The organism is Acidimicrobiales bacterium (genome assembly GCA_040219515.1).
Taxonomy (GTDB): domain Bacteria; phylum Actinomycetota; class Acidimicrobiia; order Acidimicrobiales; family Aldehydirespiratoraceae; genus JAJRXC01.
Genome location: JAVJSI010000016.1, coordinates 235,943 through 254,057, shown reverse-complemented (window position 1 = coordinate 254,057; position 18,115 = coordinate 235,943). Strand labels below are relative to the sequence as shown.

The following is an 18,115-nucleotide window of genomic DNA, read 5'->3' as shown; positions in this document are numbered from 1 at the left end:
GCGGGCGAACGAGGTCGCGGCGATGTCGGTGAAGGGGTCGGCGCCGGTGGGGCATGCGGTGTCGGTGGCGCGCCACATGCGGGCGATGAAGGCGGCCATCTGTTCGCGGGTGACGTTGTCCTCGGGGCTGTAGGTGGTTGTCGAGGTGCCGGTGGTGATGCCGAAGGCCTTCAGGCACGAGATGTGGGTGTCGGCGAAGGAGGTGGGGTCGACGTCGGTGAAGCCGTGGTCGGTGTCGGGTGGGCAGTTGGCGACGAGTCGGCCGAGGAAGGCGGCCATCTGCTCGCGGGTGACGTCGCCCTTCGGGTCATATGTGGTCGCTGAGGTGCCGGTGGTGATGCCGAGTTGGTAGATGCAGGCGATGTCGTCGCGGGCGAACGAGGAGCCGATGTCGACGAACGGGGTCCCTCCCGATGGGCACACAACGCGCGTGCCGAGGTCGAGGGGCGGCAGATTGTCGCCCAGGCCACCCGACTCCGGGACGATGAAACCGCTGAACGTGAGCCCCCAGCACTTGACCCGGCCGTTGTCGAGCAGGGCGCAGCGGGCTGCCTCCCCACCCTCGGCAGAGACGATGGTGCGGCCCGCGCCGAGGTCGACGGCCGGGAGATCGTCACCCATCTCGCCGGGGCCGTCTCCACGGGTCTCGGCGTCGCCGTAGCCGAGTTCGCCATAGTTGTTTCTCCCCCAGCACTTCAGCAGATCGTTGTCGAGCAGGGCACAGGTGCTGGAGTCACCGCCGTCGATCGCCTGGGCGGTGCGGCCGGTGCCGAGATCGACGGCCGGGAGATCGTCACCCATCTCGCCAGGGTCGTCGCCCCGGTTGTCGGTGTCGCCGATTCCCAACCTCCCGTCGGCATTGGAGCCCCAACACTTCACCGCTCCGTTGTCGAGCACCGCGCAATAGTGGTTCCAGGCACCCGCGATGGCGGTGGCCGTGCGGCCGGTGCCGAGGTCGATTGCCGGTAGCGAGTTACCCATTTCCCCGGCATCGTCGCCACGGCGGTCGACGTCGCCGATGCCGAGTTCGCCGTTGGAGTTGACGCCCCAGCACTTCACCTGACCGCCCACGAGCAGCGCACAGGTGTTGTTGTAGCCACCAGCGACGGTGATGGCGGCAGCACCGAGCTCGACGGCCGGGAGGTCGTCGCCCATCTCCCCTGGGTCGTCCCCGCGGTCGTCGGTGTCACCGAGCCCGAGCTGGCCCGACAGGTTGCTGCCCCAACACTTGATCGCACCGGTGTCGAGTACTGCGCAGGTGTGAGACGCCCCAGTGGTGATTTCGGTGGCGGTCCGGCCGGTGCCGAGCGGAACCGCCGCCGGCGGGACCCCGTCGCGGACCGTGGTGTCGCCCAGCCCGAGCTGGCCCGAACTGTTGTCGCCCCAACACTTCACCGCGCCGTCGTCGAGCAGCGCACACGTGTGGCCTCGGCCGGAGGCGACGGCCGCGGCGGTCCGGCCGCTCCCGAGATCGATGGCCGCCAGGTCGTTGCCGTTCTCGACGGGTGCGAGCGCGGACCAACACTTGAGTTCACCGTTCTCGAGCATGGCGCAGAACTCTCGGCCCGTGCTCGTCGACAATGCGGTGGCTCGCAGCGGGACTCCCGCCGACACCTCGGTGGCGGCCGCCGGAGATCCCGGTGCTTCGGCGAGTGCGACCGCGAATGTGGCCACGACGAGGACGAGCGCCATCGATGCGTGCGCCGCGACTTTCCGAACGGGAGAGAACATCCGAGCCCCTTCTTGATCTCCGGCACCGCCGGTCGCGCCGACCCTAGTGTCTGTTCCTGCAGGCTGGGAGTGGCGAAACCTCCCCGTTGGTCCTTGCCGGGAGATGTCGGCGACCCCTAGGCTCGCCGACCAGGGTGGGCTCCCTGACGACGGGGTCTCACGGGGCGCGGGAGACCCACGGTCATGGACGCGAGTTCGGTGGGCGAGGGAGTCTCGGCGGGATCGAAGTGGCTGATCGCAATCGGGCTCGTGATCGTCGCACTGCTCGCCGGTCTGCTCGTCGTGCAACTCACGTATGACGACGCGCCCACCGAGGTACAGCCGGGTGACACGACCCCGCTCACCGACGAGCCGACGTCGACCGAGCCGGTGAGCTCGTCGACCACGGTGTCGGACGGTGTCGACTCGCCGACCGCGGGCGAGGAGCAGAGCGCCGCGCAGCAGCGATGGCTCGCACGCGCCGGTGAGCCATACCTCCTTTCGTTCGACGTCGCGTCCGAGGGGTATTTCGGCGTGTACTGCGTGAGCGGGGTCGCCGCAGACCCATCGCAGCTGGTGGACCTCGTTGCCCTCACTGCGGGCACCGACCTGTCTTGCAACGACGGACAACCGTTCGACTACCTGGATCCGGTCGGCGTCGAAACGCTTCTCGAGTGGGCCGATCAGGCCATCAGCGACGGCGGGGCGGTCGAGTACTCGTCCGATGGCGTGCCCACGTCCATCCGATCGGATCTGGGCGAAGGATTCTCATTGTCGGTGATCGATTTCTCGTTCGATCCGAGCGGCGGCCCCGGCATCGGTGAAGAGACCGGCGAGACCTACGGGTCCGGCGAGGAGCTGAGTACCGCGCAACAGGCCTGGGCGGACCTCGGCAGTGTCGAGTATTTCCTGGCGCTCGACATCACGTCGGAGGGCCTCGCCGGGCGGTACTGCTCGAGCGGCGTGACCGACGACCCGGCAGCCGACGACCTCATCGCCGCCGGCGGGGGCCTCCTCGCCGAGTGTGCCGACGGCCAGCGGTTCGCCGACGACTTCGCCGATCCGGTCAGCGTCCTGGCACTCTTCGACTGGGCGGCTCAGGTGCTCGCCGATGGCGGCAATGTGTCGTTCGCGCCTGAGGGCTACCCGAATTACATGTATTCGAACGCGGCCGAGGGCTACGAGTTCGAGGTCACGGTCGTGGCGTTCGAGTTCGGGTCCATCGGAGAATGACGACCTTCCGACCCCAAGGATGAGCACCATGACCACTGTTCGCGACAGATTCTCCCTGCTGCGTCTCCTCTGGGTCACGGTGGCCCTGCTGCTGGGCGCGGCGACGCTGTCCGTCACGGAGGCGCCCGACGCGTCTGCGGTGATCGGTGGTACCGAGGCCACCAATCCCGGTTGGGTCGTCGGGATCCTCGACTCGAGTGCGTCCGTGCCTGATTTTGGCCCGCGGGTCCGGCTCACCTGCGCAGGTGCGCTGGTGGCGGCCGACATCGTGTTGACCGCGGGACACTGCATCCAGTCCGCCGACTTCCCCAATCCGTTGCGGACGCCCGATCAGATCGTCGTGGCGGCGAGCGGCGAGTCCCGGGCCAGCGAGATGACCGACGATGTCGTCTTCGGTGTCGAAGCGATCGTCATGCATCCTTTCTTCGACATCGACACTCTGGGGGTGGATCTCGCCATCATCCAGCTCACCGAGCCCGTCCCGGGCGCCGTGACCGTCGGCGTCGAATCGAACGCCTCTCGTCCGAGCGCCGGCAGCGGACTCGACTTCTACGGGTGGGGCCGGCTCGCGAACGCCGGTGACTTCCCCGACGTTCTGCAGTACGGGCGCTTCGAGAACGTCGACACGACCAATTGTCTCTCTGGGTCCGACACCGACGATCTGTGCGTGGGCGGCGCGGCCAACGGCGCGACGCCGAGGATCTGCGGCGGCGACAGCGGCGGGGCGTTCGTCCAGAATGCAAAGGTGCAGGCAGTGTCGTCGTACGCTCCGGCCGTGCCCGGGGGGCTGGCGAACTGCGGGGCGACCGGACAGCTCGACGGCGCGCAGCCCGTCGCCGAGCACGCGGCCTGGTTCAGCGCCGTGACCGCCACGCGGCCGATTCAACAAGCCCCCGGCGTTCGCGGCTCCAGTCGCGTTGCGACCACTCCGCCTCCGTCCACTCCGCCCCCGTCCACCCCGCCCCCAAGCGGGTCGTGTGACTTCGCGCCGGCGCCGTTCGGTGACATCGCCGGGTCGTTCGCCACCTGCGACATCGGGGCGATCTTCGAGCTGGGGATCACGACGGGGACATCGCCGACGACGTATTCGCCGAAGGACCCGGTCACCCGCGAGCAGATGGCGGCGTTCCTGGCTCGTACGGTGCGTCTCTTCGGGGCCACCTGCACGGGCCGGGCCGGGCCGTTCGTCGACATCGCCGGATCCTTCGCCGAAGCCGACATCGCCTGCATCTACGGGTTGGGCATCACGACCGGCACGTCGTCGACGACGTATTCGCCGAAGGACCCGGTGACCCGCGAGCAGATGGCCGCCTTCATCGGCCGGACACTGCGGTGGGTCGGGGTGACGTCGTGCGACCTCAGCGAACCCGTCCGATTCACCGACATCGCAGGGTCGTTCGCCGAGAACTTCATCCAGTTCCTGAAGTGCCTCGAGATCACCACCGGGACCTCGCCGACGACCTACTCACCGCAGGACACGGTCACGCGCGAACAGATGGCCGCCTTCGTCGCCCGTGTGTGGCGACTCGACCAGAGTCGACAGACCGCGAGCCTGCAGAACGCCGTCGTCGCGTGGCTGGCGAGCAACACTCCGGGTTCGTTGCCGTTCGTGGGTTCGTGCGGGTCGGTGACGAGCAACACCGCGGCCTACTGCATCTCGGGCCTGGTCTACACCCCGGGTCGCGCCCGGGTGGGCATCGGCCAGCCCTTCTCCGAGACGGACTTCGAGCTCGAACTCACATCGGGTTCGACTGGCTGGACGGTGTCGTCCGCCGCCACGGTCGGTGGCTAGGGCGGCGGGACCGTGAGACACTCGACGCCACTCGAACCGGGGCGTAGACCATGACCACGACTCACTCATTCAGCCGGAAGATCGTTGCCGCCACTGTCGCCTGCCTGCTCGGTGTCGGCCTGTTCGCAGCTATGGAGACACCGGAGGCCGACGCCGTCATCGGCGGTAGCGACACGACGAACCCGGGATCGGTGGTCGGTATCTTCATCTCGGCCGCGTACTCGAAGGGTTTGCTCACTGACCATTCGTTTGGTGCCGCGCCCCGCGCTCGCCTGTTCTGTACGGGCACGTTGGTCGCTCCGGACATCGTGGTGACGGCCGGACATTGCACGCAGAATCCGTTCGTCGACGGCTTCCCGTACCTGACGCTCGACCAGATCAGGGTCGGCGCGATCGGCGCGTCGACGGTGCCGAACAACGAGCCCCAGGGCGTCGCGGAGTTGAACAGCCAGACCGCTGGAGAGATGAGGCCGACGGCCATCGTGCGACACCCGTTCTTCAGCCCGACCGCGCCCATCGACCGAGTGGTGGATCTGGCGGTCATCCAACTTCCGTCGGCCGTGCCGGACGCGGTGACCGTCGCCATCGAGTCGGACACCGCCAAACCGGCGTTCGGGACGCAGATGGACTTCCGTGGATGGGGCCGGCTGGCGAACAACGGGACCCGTCCGACCACACTTCAGTACGGTCTCTTCACCCACGTCGACACCACCAACTGCCTCACCGGGGTCGCGGACGATCTCTGTGTCGGGGGCGACGTGAGCGGGGCGACGCCACGCGTCTGCACCGGTGACAGCGGTGGTGGGTTCGTCGCCGCGGGCAAACTCCAGGCGGTCGCGTCGTATGCACCGGCCACCGACCTCGGCCTGGCGAACTGCGGCGCGTCCGACCGGCTCGACGGGGCCCAGCCCGTCGCCGAGCACTTCCCCTGGTTCAACGCGGTGACGGCGACACGACCGATCCAACAGGCACCAGGCGTGTCCGGAACGACTCGCGTGCCGACCACCCCGACGACCACCTCGACGACCACCTCGACGACGGCGCTCCCCACCACGACGACCACCCAAGCGACGCGGCCGGTGATTCCCACGATGCCGCCCGACAGCCCCGACGGGCCGTGCCCATCGGGAGGAACACCGTTCACCGACATCTCGTCGTCGTTCGCGGCCGCCGACATCGCCTGCATCTACCAACTCGGAGTGACGACGGGGACGTCGGCGACGACGTATTCACCGCAGGATCCGGTGACGCGTGAGCAGATGGCCGCGTTCATCGGTCGACTGATCGCCAATTGCCCGACCGTGCCGCACGGGTTCGTCGATGTGGCGGACTCGTCCTTTGCGAGTCCCTTCATCTCGTGCATCAAGGGTGCGGGGATCACGACCGGAACGTCGGCGACGACGTATTCGCCCAATGACCCGGTCACCCGCGAACAGATGGCCGCCTTCATCGCCCGCTTCTGGCGAGCGGTCGGGAACCCCTGTCCTGGGGCGGCGTCACCGTTCCGAGACGTGTCGCCGACGTCGTTCGCCGGCGCCGACATCGCCTGCATCTTCAACCTCGGGATCACGACCGGAACGTCGGCCACGGCCTATTCGCCGCAGGATCCGGTGACGCGCGAGCAGATGGCTGCGTTCCTGGCGCGGTTCCTACGCGCCAACGCCGAGTTGTAGGGACGATTCCAGCCAGCCCACAGTTTCAGGCCTTCTAGAGTGTGGACTGCCGACGCCGCTCATCGCTCTCCTCGCGGTCGGAAGCCTGACATTGTTCGGCGAGATCACGTCGGCGACCGCCGCTGTGAGCCGGTTACATTGGTCGCCCGTGGCTTTCAAACGCGCACAAGTCGAAGCCTGGACGACCTCGACGTTCCCCGGCGAGCGCCTGGTCAGCCTCGTGCCCACCGGTCAGGGCAACGGCAATGCGGGCTACTACAACTCGCCGGAGGACCGACGCCGTCGCCTGCTCGTGGAGCAGCTGGCGCTGGATCCCGACGGCATCACCGGCGCCGGCTACGGCACGACGTTCTTCGTCCTCACCGAGCAACGCCTCGCCCTGGGCACTCGCTCCTCGGTGCGGAACCGACCCAAGGACCTCTTGCACTCAGCTCCCGTCGATGGGGTTCGGGTGTGGTGGTTCGACCATGATGCCGGGGCCGGGAACCTGCATCGGCACTTCGTCACCGACTTCGGCGACGGTCGTTGGCGGGCGGACTACACCGGTCTGGCGGCCTTGGGCCGACGACTGGGATCGAATGCCGACGACTTCGTCGCGGCCTTGGGTGAGCGGGCCACCGAAGCAACGGGGGTTTGAGGCCGCCCTGTTCGTCTCCGTGGTGAGGGACCTGACGCGCCCGGAACACTCGTGGGCGTTCCGGATGATGGCCGTCGCTCCCTCAGGAAGCCGAGCGCCGTCGGGATCCTACGACGGTGGCAATGCCGATCATGATCAGTCCCATCGCCACGGCCGAGAACAGCGGCGCATGCTGGGATCCGGTGATGGCGAGGACGGCCTGGTCCGGGTCCTCGGTCGTGGTGGTCACCGGCGCAGTCGTCGTAGTGGACGTGCTCGTAGTGGACGCACTCGCGGTGGTTGTAGTGGGCGTCGTGGGCGCGTCGGTGACCTCCAGGACGCAGTCGGGTCGGGGGACCTCATTCGGCGGAGCGTCCGTGAGACAGGTGACGATCCCGGAGGTGGTCCCGGTGAGAAGAGTCGCTCCGCTCGCCACACCGTAAGCGAAGGGATTCCCGTTCTCGCCGCCGAGGTCGGGGTCTTCGATGTCGAGCCAAACGTTCTCGTGGAACACGGGTTGGAGCTCGCCCGGCGCCGCCGCGGGCGGTGGCCCGTCCTCGGTCTGACACGGGCCCGATGCCGATGAGAACGCGTCGAAGATGCCCAGCACGGCCTCGAAGTCATCGGCAAGCTCGGCCACCAACCATTCGCCGTCGGCATCGGCGACCACGGGATACACGAACGACGGGGTGAGGACGAAGATGCACGCGCCCGGCACCGGCGCACCGTCGTCAGTGATCACCCGGCCCGAGAGCACGGTGCTGCCGGCCGGCGGCGTGACGTAGACACCGCTGCTGGCCACGGATTGCGGCGGATCGTCGTCGGACAACGAATCAACCGTTGCCTCGATCCCGAACCCCTCATCGAGCGGCGCATCGGGGTCGACCTCGAGGATGAACGCGAGTGTCTGAGGACTGTTGGCGCTCACACCGTCCCAGTCGCACGTGATCGTCAGGTCGATCGAGTCGTCGCACCCGCTCAGTTCGGAGCTGGTGTTCGCAGGATCGAAGGTCAGCGTCGCCGTATTGGTCGACGTGTAGGCCTGCACGGCAACCACTATCGGGCCGACATCGCTGGCCAGCGAGAACTGCACGGTTGCCTCGTTGCTCGTTCCGGCGCCTACGGGACCACCGATCGGCCCGGTGAAGAACGCCGATGCATCGGGGACGGCGGCGTTGACGCTGCTCGTTGCAGCGATCGTGCCGACGCCGAGAAGGCCGAGAATGACGGACGCCGCGACCAGGACACGAGTACCCACGGAACGGCACGCTAGACCCCGCGGCGTCCGGGTCAGCGGATGCCCGCCGGTGTTCCGGTACGTTCAGCGTGGTGACAGCCGCGGCGGGGTTGCGAGATCACCCTCCGCGATGTGCCCGACCCGCCCCGCCACGGCGTCCGACCCCTCATACCCAGCCGAACTTCAGGATCTCCGTCGTGCACCCTCGCATCTCGCTGAACACCATCAGCTCGCTGAGCTGGGCTCTCGACGACGATCTGGCGATGCTCGAGCGGCTCGAGGCGTCCTACTTCGGGTTCCCGTTGCTGAAGATCGAGAACGACGTCACCTCTGGCATCGAGAGGATCCGTCTGAATGGCCGACCAGTGGCGTGCGTCGCGGCGTCGACGGCGAACGCGTCGATGCTGACCTCCGACGACGCCCTCGTGGCGCTCGCTCCGGCGATCGACGTCGCCCACGCGCTGGGGAGCCCGCTCTGCTACTTCACATCGGGAACGACACCCGACCACATGTCCACCGACGAGGCCTGCGGGGCACTCGCAGCTGCGCTACCCCCTTCGATCGCATACGCACGAGACAAGGGCGTGACCCTTGCGATCGAGAACAACAGTGTCACGAATCGTTCGCTCGGCTTCGTCCACACCCTGGTGGACACGATCCGAATCTGTGAGGAAACCGGGCTTCAGATCTGTCTGGAGTTGCAGAACTGCTGGTACGAGCGTGAGCTGCCGAAGCTCTTTCGCGACCACGTCGCCCGCATCGGGATCGTTCAGGTCAGCGACTTCCTGGTCGGCGAGGACCTGCGGCTGAATCGGCGAGTGCTGGGCGACGGGTCGATGCCGCTCGTATGGATGCTCGAGTCACTGCTCGAGGCGGGATACGACGGCCTCTTCGACATCGAGGTGATCGGGCCGAGTATCGATCGGGAGGGTCCCGAATCGGCACTGCGACGCAGCGCCGACTGGCTGAGCGAACGACTCGAGGAGCTGGGCGCATGACCGACGCGTACCCCGCTGTGGACGAGCTGCTGGCCAACGCGGTCGAGCGGACGGGGTTCGATGACTTCGGGACGTCCGACTTCCGCGACGGGCTCGACATGATGCTCGAGAGCCTCGCCGTCGACGCGCCGTACGGTCCCGATGGCCGCGCCGCAGCCCTGGCCCTGATCGAGCGACGTCTCGACAATCGTCTCCAGGTGGAGGCGTGGCTCGCCGGTCACCCGGCCGAGGCCGCCGCGCCGATACGAGAACCTGTCTCGATCGTGGGCCTGCCGCGCACAGGCACGACTGCGCTCGGCAACATGATGTCCCTCGACCCGCGGTTCCGTCCGCTCCGGCCGTGGGAGCAGGAACAGCCTTGTCCCCCGCCGCGCCTCGAGGACGAAACGAACGACCCGCGTCGCGTCGCCTATGTCGAGCGGATCGAGGCGATGCTGCGCGACGACCCGGCCCAGGGGGCGATGCACATCTGGGAACCCGACGCCACGATGGAGGACACCGAGATCCTCGGTCTCAGCTTCCGGTCGCAGCAGATGACGATGCCGATCTGGCGCTATCACGCGTGGTGGCGCCAGGGCGACATGCGTGACACGTTCCGTCACCACGCCCGGGTCGCCCGGCTTCTCCAGGCCCACCGGCCGCCCAACCGCTGGCTCTTCAAGGCGCCGCACCACAAGTTCCACCTCGATCACATGCTCGATGCCTACCCCGACATCCGCTTCGTGTTCACCCATCGCGATCCGGCGACGTCGGTGCCGTCGTACGCGAGTTTCGTGACGTCGCTGTACCCGGACGAGGTCGTGCAGCGGATCGGCAAGGAGAAGATCGGGCGCGAGATCCACGGACACCTGCTCACGGGTATGCAACAGGCAATGGCCGCCAGGAAAAAGCTCGGACCGGACCGCTTCTTCGACGTCCAGCACGCAGAGTTCGTCGAGCGGCCACTCGACGTGCTCGAACGCATCTACGGCTGGCTCGGTCTACCGCTGACGGAGGAGACCCGAACCGCGTTCGAAGCGTGGCGGGCGAAGCACGCGTCGGGCACCCATGGCGCCCATCGCTACACGCCCGAGGAGTTCGGCTTGCGAGTCGATCAGATCCGTGACGACTACGACTTCTACCTGCGCACCGGTCTCCTCGAACCGGCGCTGCCGGGCGGACCACGATGAGTGAAACGTCGCTGGAGGATCGCAAGATCCTGGTGACCGGGCCGGCCGGGCAGATCGCCTTCCCTCTCGCCCGGGAGCTCGCGCGTCACAACGAGGTCTGGGGCATCGCCCGCTTCAGCGACCCGGTGAGTCGTCGGGAGGTCGAGGACGCCGGCATCCGCACTCTCAGCATTGATCTCGGCGACCCGGACTTCTCCGACATGCCGAGCGACTTCACCCACCTGCTGCACCTGGCGGCGTCCATCGCCGGCGACGACTACGACCAGGCGCTTCGGGTCAACGCCGAAGGCACCGGGCTTCTCCTCGCCCATTGCCGCAACGTCGAGGCCGCGCTCGTCATGTCGACGGTCTCGGTCTACAAGCCGCACGCCGATCCGTGGCACGCGTTTCGTGAGGACGATCCGCTCGGCGACATCATGTTGGGCTTCGCCCCGAGCTACAGCATCAGCAAGATCGCGACGGAGGCGGTGGCCCGCTTCTGTGCAAGGCAGTTCGGGATCCCGATCACGATCGCCCGCATGGGGGCCTCATACGGGCCGCGCGGCGGCCTGCCCGTCTACGCAATGCAGTCGGTCGCCGCTGGAGAAGCTGTCGTGACGAGATGGGATCCCTGCCCCTACAGCCCGATCCACGACGACGACATCCTCTCCCAGACCGGACCACTGCTCGCTGCGGCGGGCACACCGGCCACCATCGTCAACTGGGCGGGCGACGAGGCCGCCAGCATCCAGGAGATGGCCGAGTACGGCGCGCAGCTGCTGGGTGTCGATGCGAGCGTCGCGGTCCAGCCTGTCCCCGGCGCGTCGATCGGCTCGGTCGCCGATCCGGCGCGGCGAATCGAGCTCACCGGGCCGTGCCGCGTCTCCTGGCGCGACGGCCTCCGGCGTGTGCTCGACCAGCTCCATCCGGATCGCATCGCCACCGCATCCGCCCATTCCGACAACGAACAAGAGGATCGACCATGACCGAACCCGCCTCGCTCGACCTGCCCGAGTGGCGCGAGCTGCTCGAGCACCTGTCACCCGTCGGCGATCAGCTGATCAATCGATGGGGCCGAGAGAGCCCCTCCGCCGACGATCGCCGCGACCTCCTGCGTCTGGCGCTGTCCGCCGTCGCGAACGGCTACCTGTCGCACGTGGCGCTCGATCCGAGGCGGCCGACGTGGACTCCGTGCTGGAACATCTCGATGAACATGGGCGGCCCGTGCCCGGACTACACCTACCGCACGACCGACGTGGATCCGGAGGGGACGTACCGGATCTCGGGGACTCGCGGCACGACACGCTTCGTCGAGATCAGCCAGCAGAGCTACGAGCTGCTCGGCCACGAGGGCGACACGTCGGTCGCGCCCGTTCAGAACAGCCTCGCCGACGTCACCCTCGACGCCGAGGGCCGCTGCAGCGTGATCCTCAGCCCCCAGCGCCCCGATGGCTACGAGGGAGACTGGTGGGAGCTCCGGCCGACGACCGTGCGTCTCCTCCTTCGGCAGTGCGCCGTCGACTGGATCGAGGAGGTCGATGCCCGCCTGGCGATCGAACGTCTCGACGATGCGCCGCCGACGTCGAAAGCCGAGATCGACCGCCGCATCGCCAACCTCGGGCGGTGGGCCGAGGGCATGGTGCGCTTCGACATCGACCTGGCCCGTTGGTACCGGGAGAACCACGGTGTCAACGTGCTCACTCGCTCGAAGAAGATCGAGAGCATCGGCGGGATGCCGAACCAGGTCTACTACGACGGCGCCTTTGAGATCGACGACGACGAGGCACTGGTGGTCGAGACCGCCCTGCCGCGTGAGTCGCTCTACTGGTCGATTCTCGTGGCCGACGACCGATTCAGCACGATCGACTGGGCGAACCACCAGTCGAGTCTCAACGAGTCGCAGGCCCGCCTCGACGCCGACGGCAAACTACGCGCCGTGATCTCGAGGCGCGATCCTGGCGTGCAGAACTGGCTCGACAAGACCGACAACCCCTGGGGGATCATCCAGCTGCGGTGGAAGCTGCCGAGCGACGCCCCGGATCCCGTGGTCACCCGCTGCAAGGTCGACGACGTGCGCGACCACCTGCCGGCGGAGACGCCCGCCTACACGCCCGAGGAGCGCGAAGCGGCACTGAGCAGACGCCGCGTCGGCTACCAGATGCGCCTTCACTGGTAGCCCTCGATCCGGGTGTTGGTCCGGCCGTCGGACCGAGCCGGTCATGGTCCTGCCCGTGGTTGGTCTGGCGGACGGAGTTCCCAGCTGCCATCGGCTCGCCGACGGAGTTGATGGCCTTGATCGTGGATGAGGTGGTGTTCGTGGCGGCAGACGAGTGCGAGGTTCTCGATGTCGGTGGGGCCGTGGGTGGGCGGTCCGTAGAACTCGATGTGGTGGGCTTCGCACTTCGACGGATGCGCGTTGCAGATGACGCAGCCGCCATCGCGGGCGATGAGCGCCCTCCATTGGTGGTCGTCGGCAAGCCGGATTCTCGTGCCGTGCCAGAGCGGCTGGCCATCGGTGTCGAAGACGAGTCCGAAGAGGTCGGCGTTGCAGGCGAGTTCGGCCAGTTGGGTGGCGGGGATCGGTCCGGTGCCGGGGATCTCGGCCGTGCCGTCGGCGTGGGCGATCACGAGCATTTGTGTGCGGACCGGTCCGGATCGAGTGCCGTCTCCGGCTGCGGCGCCGGTCAGGAGGTCGGCCAGGGCGTCGGCACGGCGCTGCTGGGGAGTCCGGCTTCCCGCTGCGGCGTCCCTGCCGCCGTCGGCGTGGTACAACCGGTCGCACGCCGTCTCGAGAACCGAGCGGACGCGGGCGCCGGTGACCGGGTCGAACTCGGCGTGAAGGACGGTCATACCGTCGTCGCCCTCGAAGATGACGCAACGGCGTGCCTCGACCTGGCGTCGCTGCTTCGCCTCGAGATCGGCTTGGGATTGATGCCGACGCGTCCACTCACGCGTGTCGTTGGCGAGCAGATCTGCGGGACGGCACTTCGCCTTGGCGAGCAGGTCCGATTGCTCGACCGCTGCTGCGGAGGTGGCGTCGGCGGCGCGTGCGAGGGCGTCGACGTGTTCGGCGGTGATCGATCCTGTCGCCAGAGCATCGGCGGCAGACGGCATCGCCTGCAGCGCCTCGGCTCGCCGGGTTCGCTTGTCGGCTTCCCGCTGCGAGCACTTCGAGGCGCCCCGCAGGACGGTCGACGCGCCCGGGCCGTTGTCGGCGAGCTTGTCGACGGCGGCAGCGATGCGTGCGTCGAACGCATCGAGCGCCGAGCGCAGACGTCCGGACGCAGTGGCGGCATCGCACAATCGGTGACGATCGAGGCCGGCGAGCGGCATGACGTTCAGCTCAGCAAGCCACGGCTCGAACACGATTCGCTCCCCTTCCGCTCGAGCCACAGAAGGCCGAGTCATCACACGGGGAAGTGCAGACATGAACGGCCGAAGGTATTCCTGGAACACGCACTCGGGGCCGTTGACCGAGCAGAACCCACCCTACGAAGGGGGTGTGACACCGGGAAGAGGCTGTGGGTGTCACGGCACCGGGGCCGGTGTCTGGCGGCGGGTGCGACTGAGCCGCTTCGGTGGTGTCCTGTCTCGGGTCCAGTTCTCCGGCGTACAAAGCCGGGAGCGACGGCTACCGCACCGCTCGCCCGAAGGCGCGTAGGTCCTCCACGAAGAACTCGGGGTTCTCGAATGCGGCGAAGTGTCCGCCGCGATCGGCCTCGGTCCAATGCACGATGTTGCGGTAGCGCGCGTCCGCCCACACCCTCGGGGTCTGCAGCAATTCGCCGGGGTAGCGGCAGTACCCGGTGGGAACGTCGATCCGCCCGTCCCAATGATCCGTGGAATAGTTGCCCGCGCGTCGGGACTCGCAGTAGAGGCGAGCGGAGGAGTTGGCGGTCTGTGTGAACCAGTACAGCGCAACGTTCGCGAGGACGTGGTCTCGTGGGTACGCCGCGTCGATGCCTGCGTCGCTCCAGGCGTGGAACTTCTCCAGCAACCAGCCCAACAGCCCGACCGGAGAGTCGTGGAGGCCGTAGGCGAGGGTCTGTGGCTTCGTGCCCTGGATGTCGCTGTAGCCCACACCGTCGGCCATCCGGGAGGCTGCGGTGGCGAAGGCCGCTCGTTCGTCGTCGGTCACGCCCTCCCAGGACTCGGGCGCCGACGGGTTCTCGGGCAACGCGAACAACATGTTGAAGTGAGCGCCGATCAGGTCATCGGCGTGCGATTCGGCCAGGTGGCGGGTGATGATCGCTCCCCAGTCCCCGCCCTGGGCGATGTAGCGCGGATAGCCGATCTCGTGCATCACATCGGAGATCGCGGCTGCCGCTCGGCCGACGTGGAAGCCGGGGTGTTTCGTCGGACCGGAGAACCCGAACCCGGGGATGTGCGGGCACACGACGTGGAAGGCATCCGCCGGATCTCCACCGAAGGCGCCTGGATCGCGGAGCGGTTCGATGATGTCGAGGAACTCGACGACGCTGCCCGGCCATCCGTGGGTGATGAGAAGCGGTACGGCGTCGGGCTCCGGGGAGCGTGCGTGGACGAAATGGACGCGTTCGCCGGCAGCTTCCGTCACGCCTTGCTCGAACGCGTTGAACCTTGCTTCCACCGCCCGCCAGTCGAAGTGTTCGCGCCAATGGGCGACCCACTCCTCGAGCGTGTCGCGATCGGTTCCGTAGCTCCAGCCCGAGCCAGGGAGCTGGTCGGGAAGCCGCGCCGTCCCGAGCCGACGGTGCAGATCCTCGATCTCGACATCGGGCACGTGTACCCGGAATTCCTCAATCGGCATTGTCGGCGGCTCCCACGTCTGCAGCCGCCGAGCGTAGCGAGTGCTCGCGCCGCTGCCGGACACGCCGGCCGTCCTACGGCAACTCGCCTCGATGAGGGCGGGCGGTGGTGAGACTGAGGCCCCCGTCGGCGATGAGCAGCTGCCCGGTGATGAACCGGGCGAGGTCGCTGAGGAGGAAGCCGATGGTGCCGGCGATGTCGTCGGGTTCGCCCGCGTAGCCGAGCGGAATGGCCGCGATGCTCGCGGCGCGACGCTCGGCGCTCACCCCGCGCATCACCGCCGGGGTCAGGGTCATCGCCGGAGCCACGGCATTCACCCGAATCTGGCGTGGGGCGAGCTCGAGGGCCAGGGACTTGGTGAGATGGATCACCGCCGCCTTCGCTGCGCCGTACTGATAGAGCCCCGGTGAGGCGTTCGTGCCCTGAAGTGAAGCGATGTTGACGACGGCTCCGGGCCCGTCCATCAGGTCGGCTGCTGCCTGGGTGGCACCCAGCACACTGGTGCCGTTCATGGCCAGGGTGGCCGAGAAATCGTCGAGGTTCTGTTCGGCGAGGGAGGCCGGGCCCCCGACGACCGAAACAGCGTTGTTCACCAGCCCGTCGATGCCACCGAGCTCGCCGGCCGCCTGCACGACGGCGGCCCGCCAACCATTCGGATCGGCCAGGTCGGCTTCTACCCAGGGCACGCCCACGGCCTCAGCCCCCTCTGCGTCGCGATCGATGATCGCGACGGCAGCACCTTCGTTCTGGAGGAAGCGCACCGTTGCCAGTCCGATACCCGAGGCTCCCCCGGTCACGACAACTCTGCGCCCTGTGACTCCCTTCATGCCTGGACCCTACCCAGCGGCTCTGCAGTCCTCCATCCGCCTCCCTGCCGATGTGCCCGAACAGACCGTCCTGGACAAGCTGATCGACGTCACCAACGGCGACCTCCAGCACAGCCCAGCCCTTGGCTATACGCCCGACCGTGCCGCCGGTGACCAGATCGACTCACTGTGGCTGTTCTCGTGGGGCTTCCGCATCGACCCCGCATCGGACATTGCATCCTTCGACCTCACCGACACACCGCCACCGATCGAGGTCCTCGAGCCGGGGCCGGTGAACCGCGCCATCGCCGAGATCGGCGCCGATTTCCTGGAGGAAGCGCCGGTATCGTCACCTTCGATCGGCTCGCGGTCGGCACTCTCCTCGTGGCGGACAAACTCGGACTCGACGCCGTCGTACCCGACATCGTCCGACTGCCCGCGGAATACGACCCCGAGTCGGGTCAGCTGTGGACGAGATCACTGGACGCCTGGCTTCCCGTCGATCTCCTCGGCCGCGCCTACTTCGCCGAGTGGTCGACCGACTCGCCCGCCGTCTCGCTGCCGTCAGCAGACATCGTGGTCGCTGCGTCGTACGCAGCGGTTGGTGAGCCTCCCGATGCCATCGATGCGGGTGGTGAGGATGTCGCCGTCGACGAGGAACTTGCCCTGCGCGACGCCGATGCCCTCGGGCGTGCCGGTGAAGATCAGGTCGCCGGTGCTCAGAGTGGTGACCCTGGACAGGTAGGACACGAGCATGGGGATGTCGAAGATCATCTCGTCGGTGGTGCCGTCCTGGCGGATCTCGCCGTTCACCTCAGTGACGATGCGTAGCCGCTCACGGTCGACTGAATCGGGTGAGACCACTGTCGGGCCGATCGGGCCGAAGGTGTCGAACGACTTGCCGAGGTCGAAATGCGGCGGCTGGGCGGCGAACTGCACCGCTCGGTCGGAGATGTCCTGACCGACCGTCAGCCCGACGATGTGATCCCACGCGTCCTCGGGTTCGATGTCCTTGCCGCCCGGTCCGATCACGACCACGAGCTCACCCTCGTAGTCCACGGCGTCGCTGCGCAGCTCGATGTCCGTGGTGGGGCCGGCCAGGCACGAGGGGAACTTCGCGAAGACCAGAGGGTTGGCGGACACATCCATGCCGCCCTCATCGGCGTGGGCCTGGTAGTTGAGGCCGACGGCGTACACGTTGCGCGGCCGGGGCACCGGCGGGCCGAGACGTTCAGGGTCGAGCGAGCCGTTCGGTTCGTGTCGGTCCAGCTCAGCGCTGAGCATGGTGAGGCGGTCTGGTTCGGACAGCGCCGCCATGGGGTCCGGGCCGAACTCACCGCCCGACACCGACTCGAGGTCGAACCACCGGCCGTCGGCCACCAGTGCGGCTCGGCCTTCCACATTGGCCAGGGAGTAGCTCACGGTTGTCTCATTTCTTCGGGTTCGTGGTTCCGGTGACGGCGTCGAGAGCCCGTGCGAGATCCGACGACTCTTCGACACTGCGGGCGCGCCAGGCGACGTGGTGGTCGGGCCGGACCAGCAGCGCGCCGGTCGGCCCCAACTCGCACAGCGTGCGCCACGCGTCCAGTTCTGGTGTGTCGACGCCGACCTTCACGGTCGCGACCTCGGCGGCGGTGTCGACGTTGCGAAGGGTGCTCGCCCAGCCCTCGTGGTCACCGAAGCTGAACAGCACAGGCCGGTCGATGGGTACGAGGTCGAGCGTCGACCGGCCGCCCGTCTCGGCAAGCCACGCGTGCGGCAACCGGGCTCCGGGACGCGCCGTCGGCGCATAGTCGCCAGGCGAACCCGGATCGCCACCCGCCCCCACGCCACCGGACCGTGCCCGATCCTCGGTGAGGAGGCCGGGTTCGGGCTGGGGTTCACCCCCACGACCGCCCGCCGTCCCTTCGGAACCAACCCTCGCAGCTTCGGCCACTTCGGCACCGGTGGCGCCGTCGGCTTCGCCGACCCCGATGCCGGGGTGGCCTTCGGCTACGTGATGAACGACGTGATCCCCCGCTGGCAGAGCACCCGCAACCGAACCCTCATCGACACCCTCTACACCGTGCTCTGACCGCGCCCACGTCCGGCGACGCCGACGGCAAGCATCGTTA

At 67.9% G+C, this 18,115-nt stretch carries 16 protein-coding genes; 9 read left to right on the top strand and 7 right to left on the bottom strand.

Annotation, left to right across the window (positions count from 1 at the left end):
• Positions 1-1,731: S-layer homology domain-containing protein (locus RIB98_17160; GenBank protein ID MEQ8842714.1), on the bottom strand; the 1,731-nt coding region annotated here is incomplete at its 3' end.
• Positions 1,732-1,914: 183 nt separating this feature from the next.
• Between RIB98_17160 and RIB98_17155 the strand changes: the two genes are divergently transcribed.
• From RIB98_17155 to RIB98_17140, 4 genes are all read left to right on the top strand, one after another.
• Positions 1,915-2,943, top strand: a complete 1,029-nt coding sequence (locus RIB98_17155) for a hypothetical protein (GenBank protein MEQ8842713.1) — start codon at positions 1,915-1,917, stop codon at positions 2,941-2,943.
• Positions 2,944-2,971: 28 nt separating this feature from the next.
• Positions 2,972-4,735: a trypsin-like serine protease gene (locus RIB98_17150; protein ID MEQ8842712.1), complete on the top strand. Its 1,764-nt coding sequence runs from the start codon at positions 2,972-2,974 to the stop codon at positions 4,733-4,735.
• Positions 4,736-4,785: 50 nt separating this feature from the next.
• Complete coding sequence (locus tag RIB98_17145; GenBank protein ID MEQ8842711.1) at positions 4,786-6,408, top strand: S-layer homology domain-containing protein; 1,623 nt, start codon at positions 4,786-4,788, stop codon at positions 6,406-6,408.
• A gap of 148 nt (positions 6,409-6,556) precedes the next feature.
• A complete protein-coding gene (locus RIB98_17140; protein ID MEQ8842710.1) occupies positions 6,557-7,045 on the top strand; it encodes a hypothetical protein in 489 nt (162 codons plus the stop codon).
• An 82-nt stretch (positions 7,046-7,127) separates the two neighbouring features.
• Here RIB98_17140 and RIB98_17135 read toward each other — a convergent pair whose 3' ends face one another.
• On the bottom strand, positions 7,128-8,282 hold the full coding sequence (locus RIB98_17135; GenBank protein ID MEQ8842709.1) for a hypothetical protein: 1,155 nt from the start codon (positions 8,280-8,282) through the stop codon (positions 7,128-7,130).
• Between the two features lie 176 nt (positions 8,283-8,458).
• On the opposite strand from RIB98_17135, the gene RIB98_17130 reads away from it, so the two are divergent.
• From RIB98_17130 to RIB98_17115, 4 genes are read left to right on the top strand one after another with little or no spacing between them, the layout of a single operon-like run.
• Positions 8,459-9,259: a TIM barrel protein gene (locus tag RIB98_17130; protein ID MEQ8842708.1), complete on the top strand. Its 801-nt coding sequence runs from the start codon at positions 8,459-8,461 to the stop codon at positions 9,257-9,259.
• A complete protein-coding gene (locus tag RIB98_17125) occupies positions 9,256-10,428 on the top strand; it encodes a sulfotransferase (GenBank protein ID MEQ8842707.1) in 1,173 nt (390 codons plus the stop codon). Before RIB98_17130 ends, RIB98_17125 begins: the two co-directional genes overlap by 4 nt.
• Positions 10,425-11,393, top strand: a complete 969-nt coding sequence (locus RIB98_17120; protein ID MEQ8842706.1) for an NAD(P)-dependent oxidoreductase — start codon at positions 10,425-10,427, stop codon at positions 11,391-11,393. Before RIB98_17125 ends, RIB98_17120 begins: the two co-directional genes overlap by 4 nt.
• Entirely contained in the window at positions 11,390-12,583 is a 1,194-nt protein-coding gene (locus tag RIB98_17115) for a DUF1214 domain-containing protein (GenBank protein ID MEQ8842705.1), read from the top strand. Before RIB98_17120 ends, RIB98_17115 begins: the two co-directional genes overlap by 4 nt.
• Positions 12,584-12,624: 41 nt before the next feature.
• Here the strand turns inward: RIB98_17115 and RIB98_17110 are convergent, their stop codons facing one another.
• The 5 genes from RIB98_17110 to RIB98_17090 all read right to left on the bottom strand — a co-directional run bounded on the left by RIB98_17110 (position 12,625) and on the right by RIB98_17090 (position 17,763).
• Positions 12,625-13,773 carry a DUF222 domain-containing protein gene (locus RIB98_17110; protein ID MEQ8842704.1) on the bottom strand — a complete coding sequence of 383 codons (1,149 nt, stop codon included), beginning with the start codon at positions 13,771-13,773 and terminating at the stop codon, positions 12,625-12,627.
• 265 nt (positions 13,774-14,038) lie between these two features.
• Positions 14,039-15,196 carry an alpha/beta fold hydrolase gene (locus RIB98_17105; protein MEQ8842703.1) on the bottom strand — a complete coding sequence of 386 codons (1,158 nt, stop codon included), beginning with the start codon at positions 15,194-15,196 and terminating at the stop codon, positions 14,039-14,041.
• Between the two features lie 73 nt (positions 15,197-15,269).
• Positions 15,270-16,022 carry an SDR family oxidoreductase gene (locus tag RIB98_17100; protein ID MEQ8842702.1) on the bottom strand — a complete coding sequence of 251 codons (753 nt, stop codon included), beginning with the start codon at positions 16,020-16,022 and terminating at the stop codon, positions 15,270-15,272.
• 543 nt (positions 16,023-16,565) lie between these two features.
• Entirely contained in the window at positions 16,566-17,423 is an 858-nt protein-coding gene (locus RIB98_17095) for a fumarylacetoacetate hydrolase family protein (GenBank protein MEQ8842701.1), read from the bottom strand.
• 7 nt (positions 17,424-17,430) lie between these two features.
• Entirely contained in the window at positions 17,431-17,763 is a 333-nt protein-coding gene (locus RIB98_17090; GenBank protein MEQ8842700.1) for a hypothetical protein, read from the bottom strand.
• Between RIB98_17090 and RIB98_17085 the strand changes: the two genes are divergently transcribed.
• Positions 17,755-18,075 (top strand): serine hydrolase, encoded by a 321-nt coding sequence (locus RIB98_17085; protein MEQ8842699.1) that lies wholly within the window; start codon positions 17,755-17,757, stop codon positions 18,073-18,075. The genes RIB98_17090 and RIB98_17085 overlap by 9 nt on opposite strands.
• Positions 18,076-18,115 lie beyond the last annotated feature (40 nt).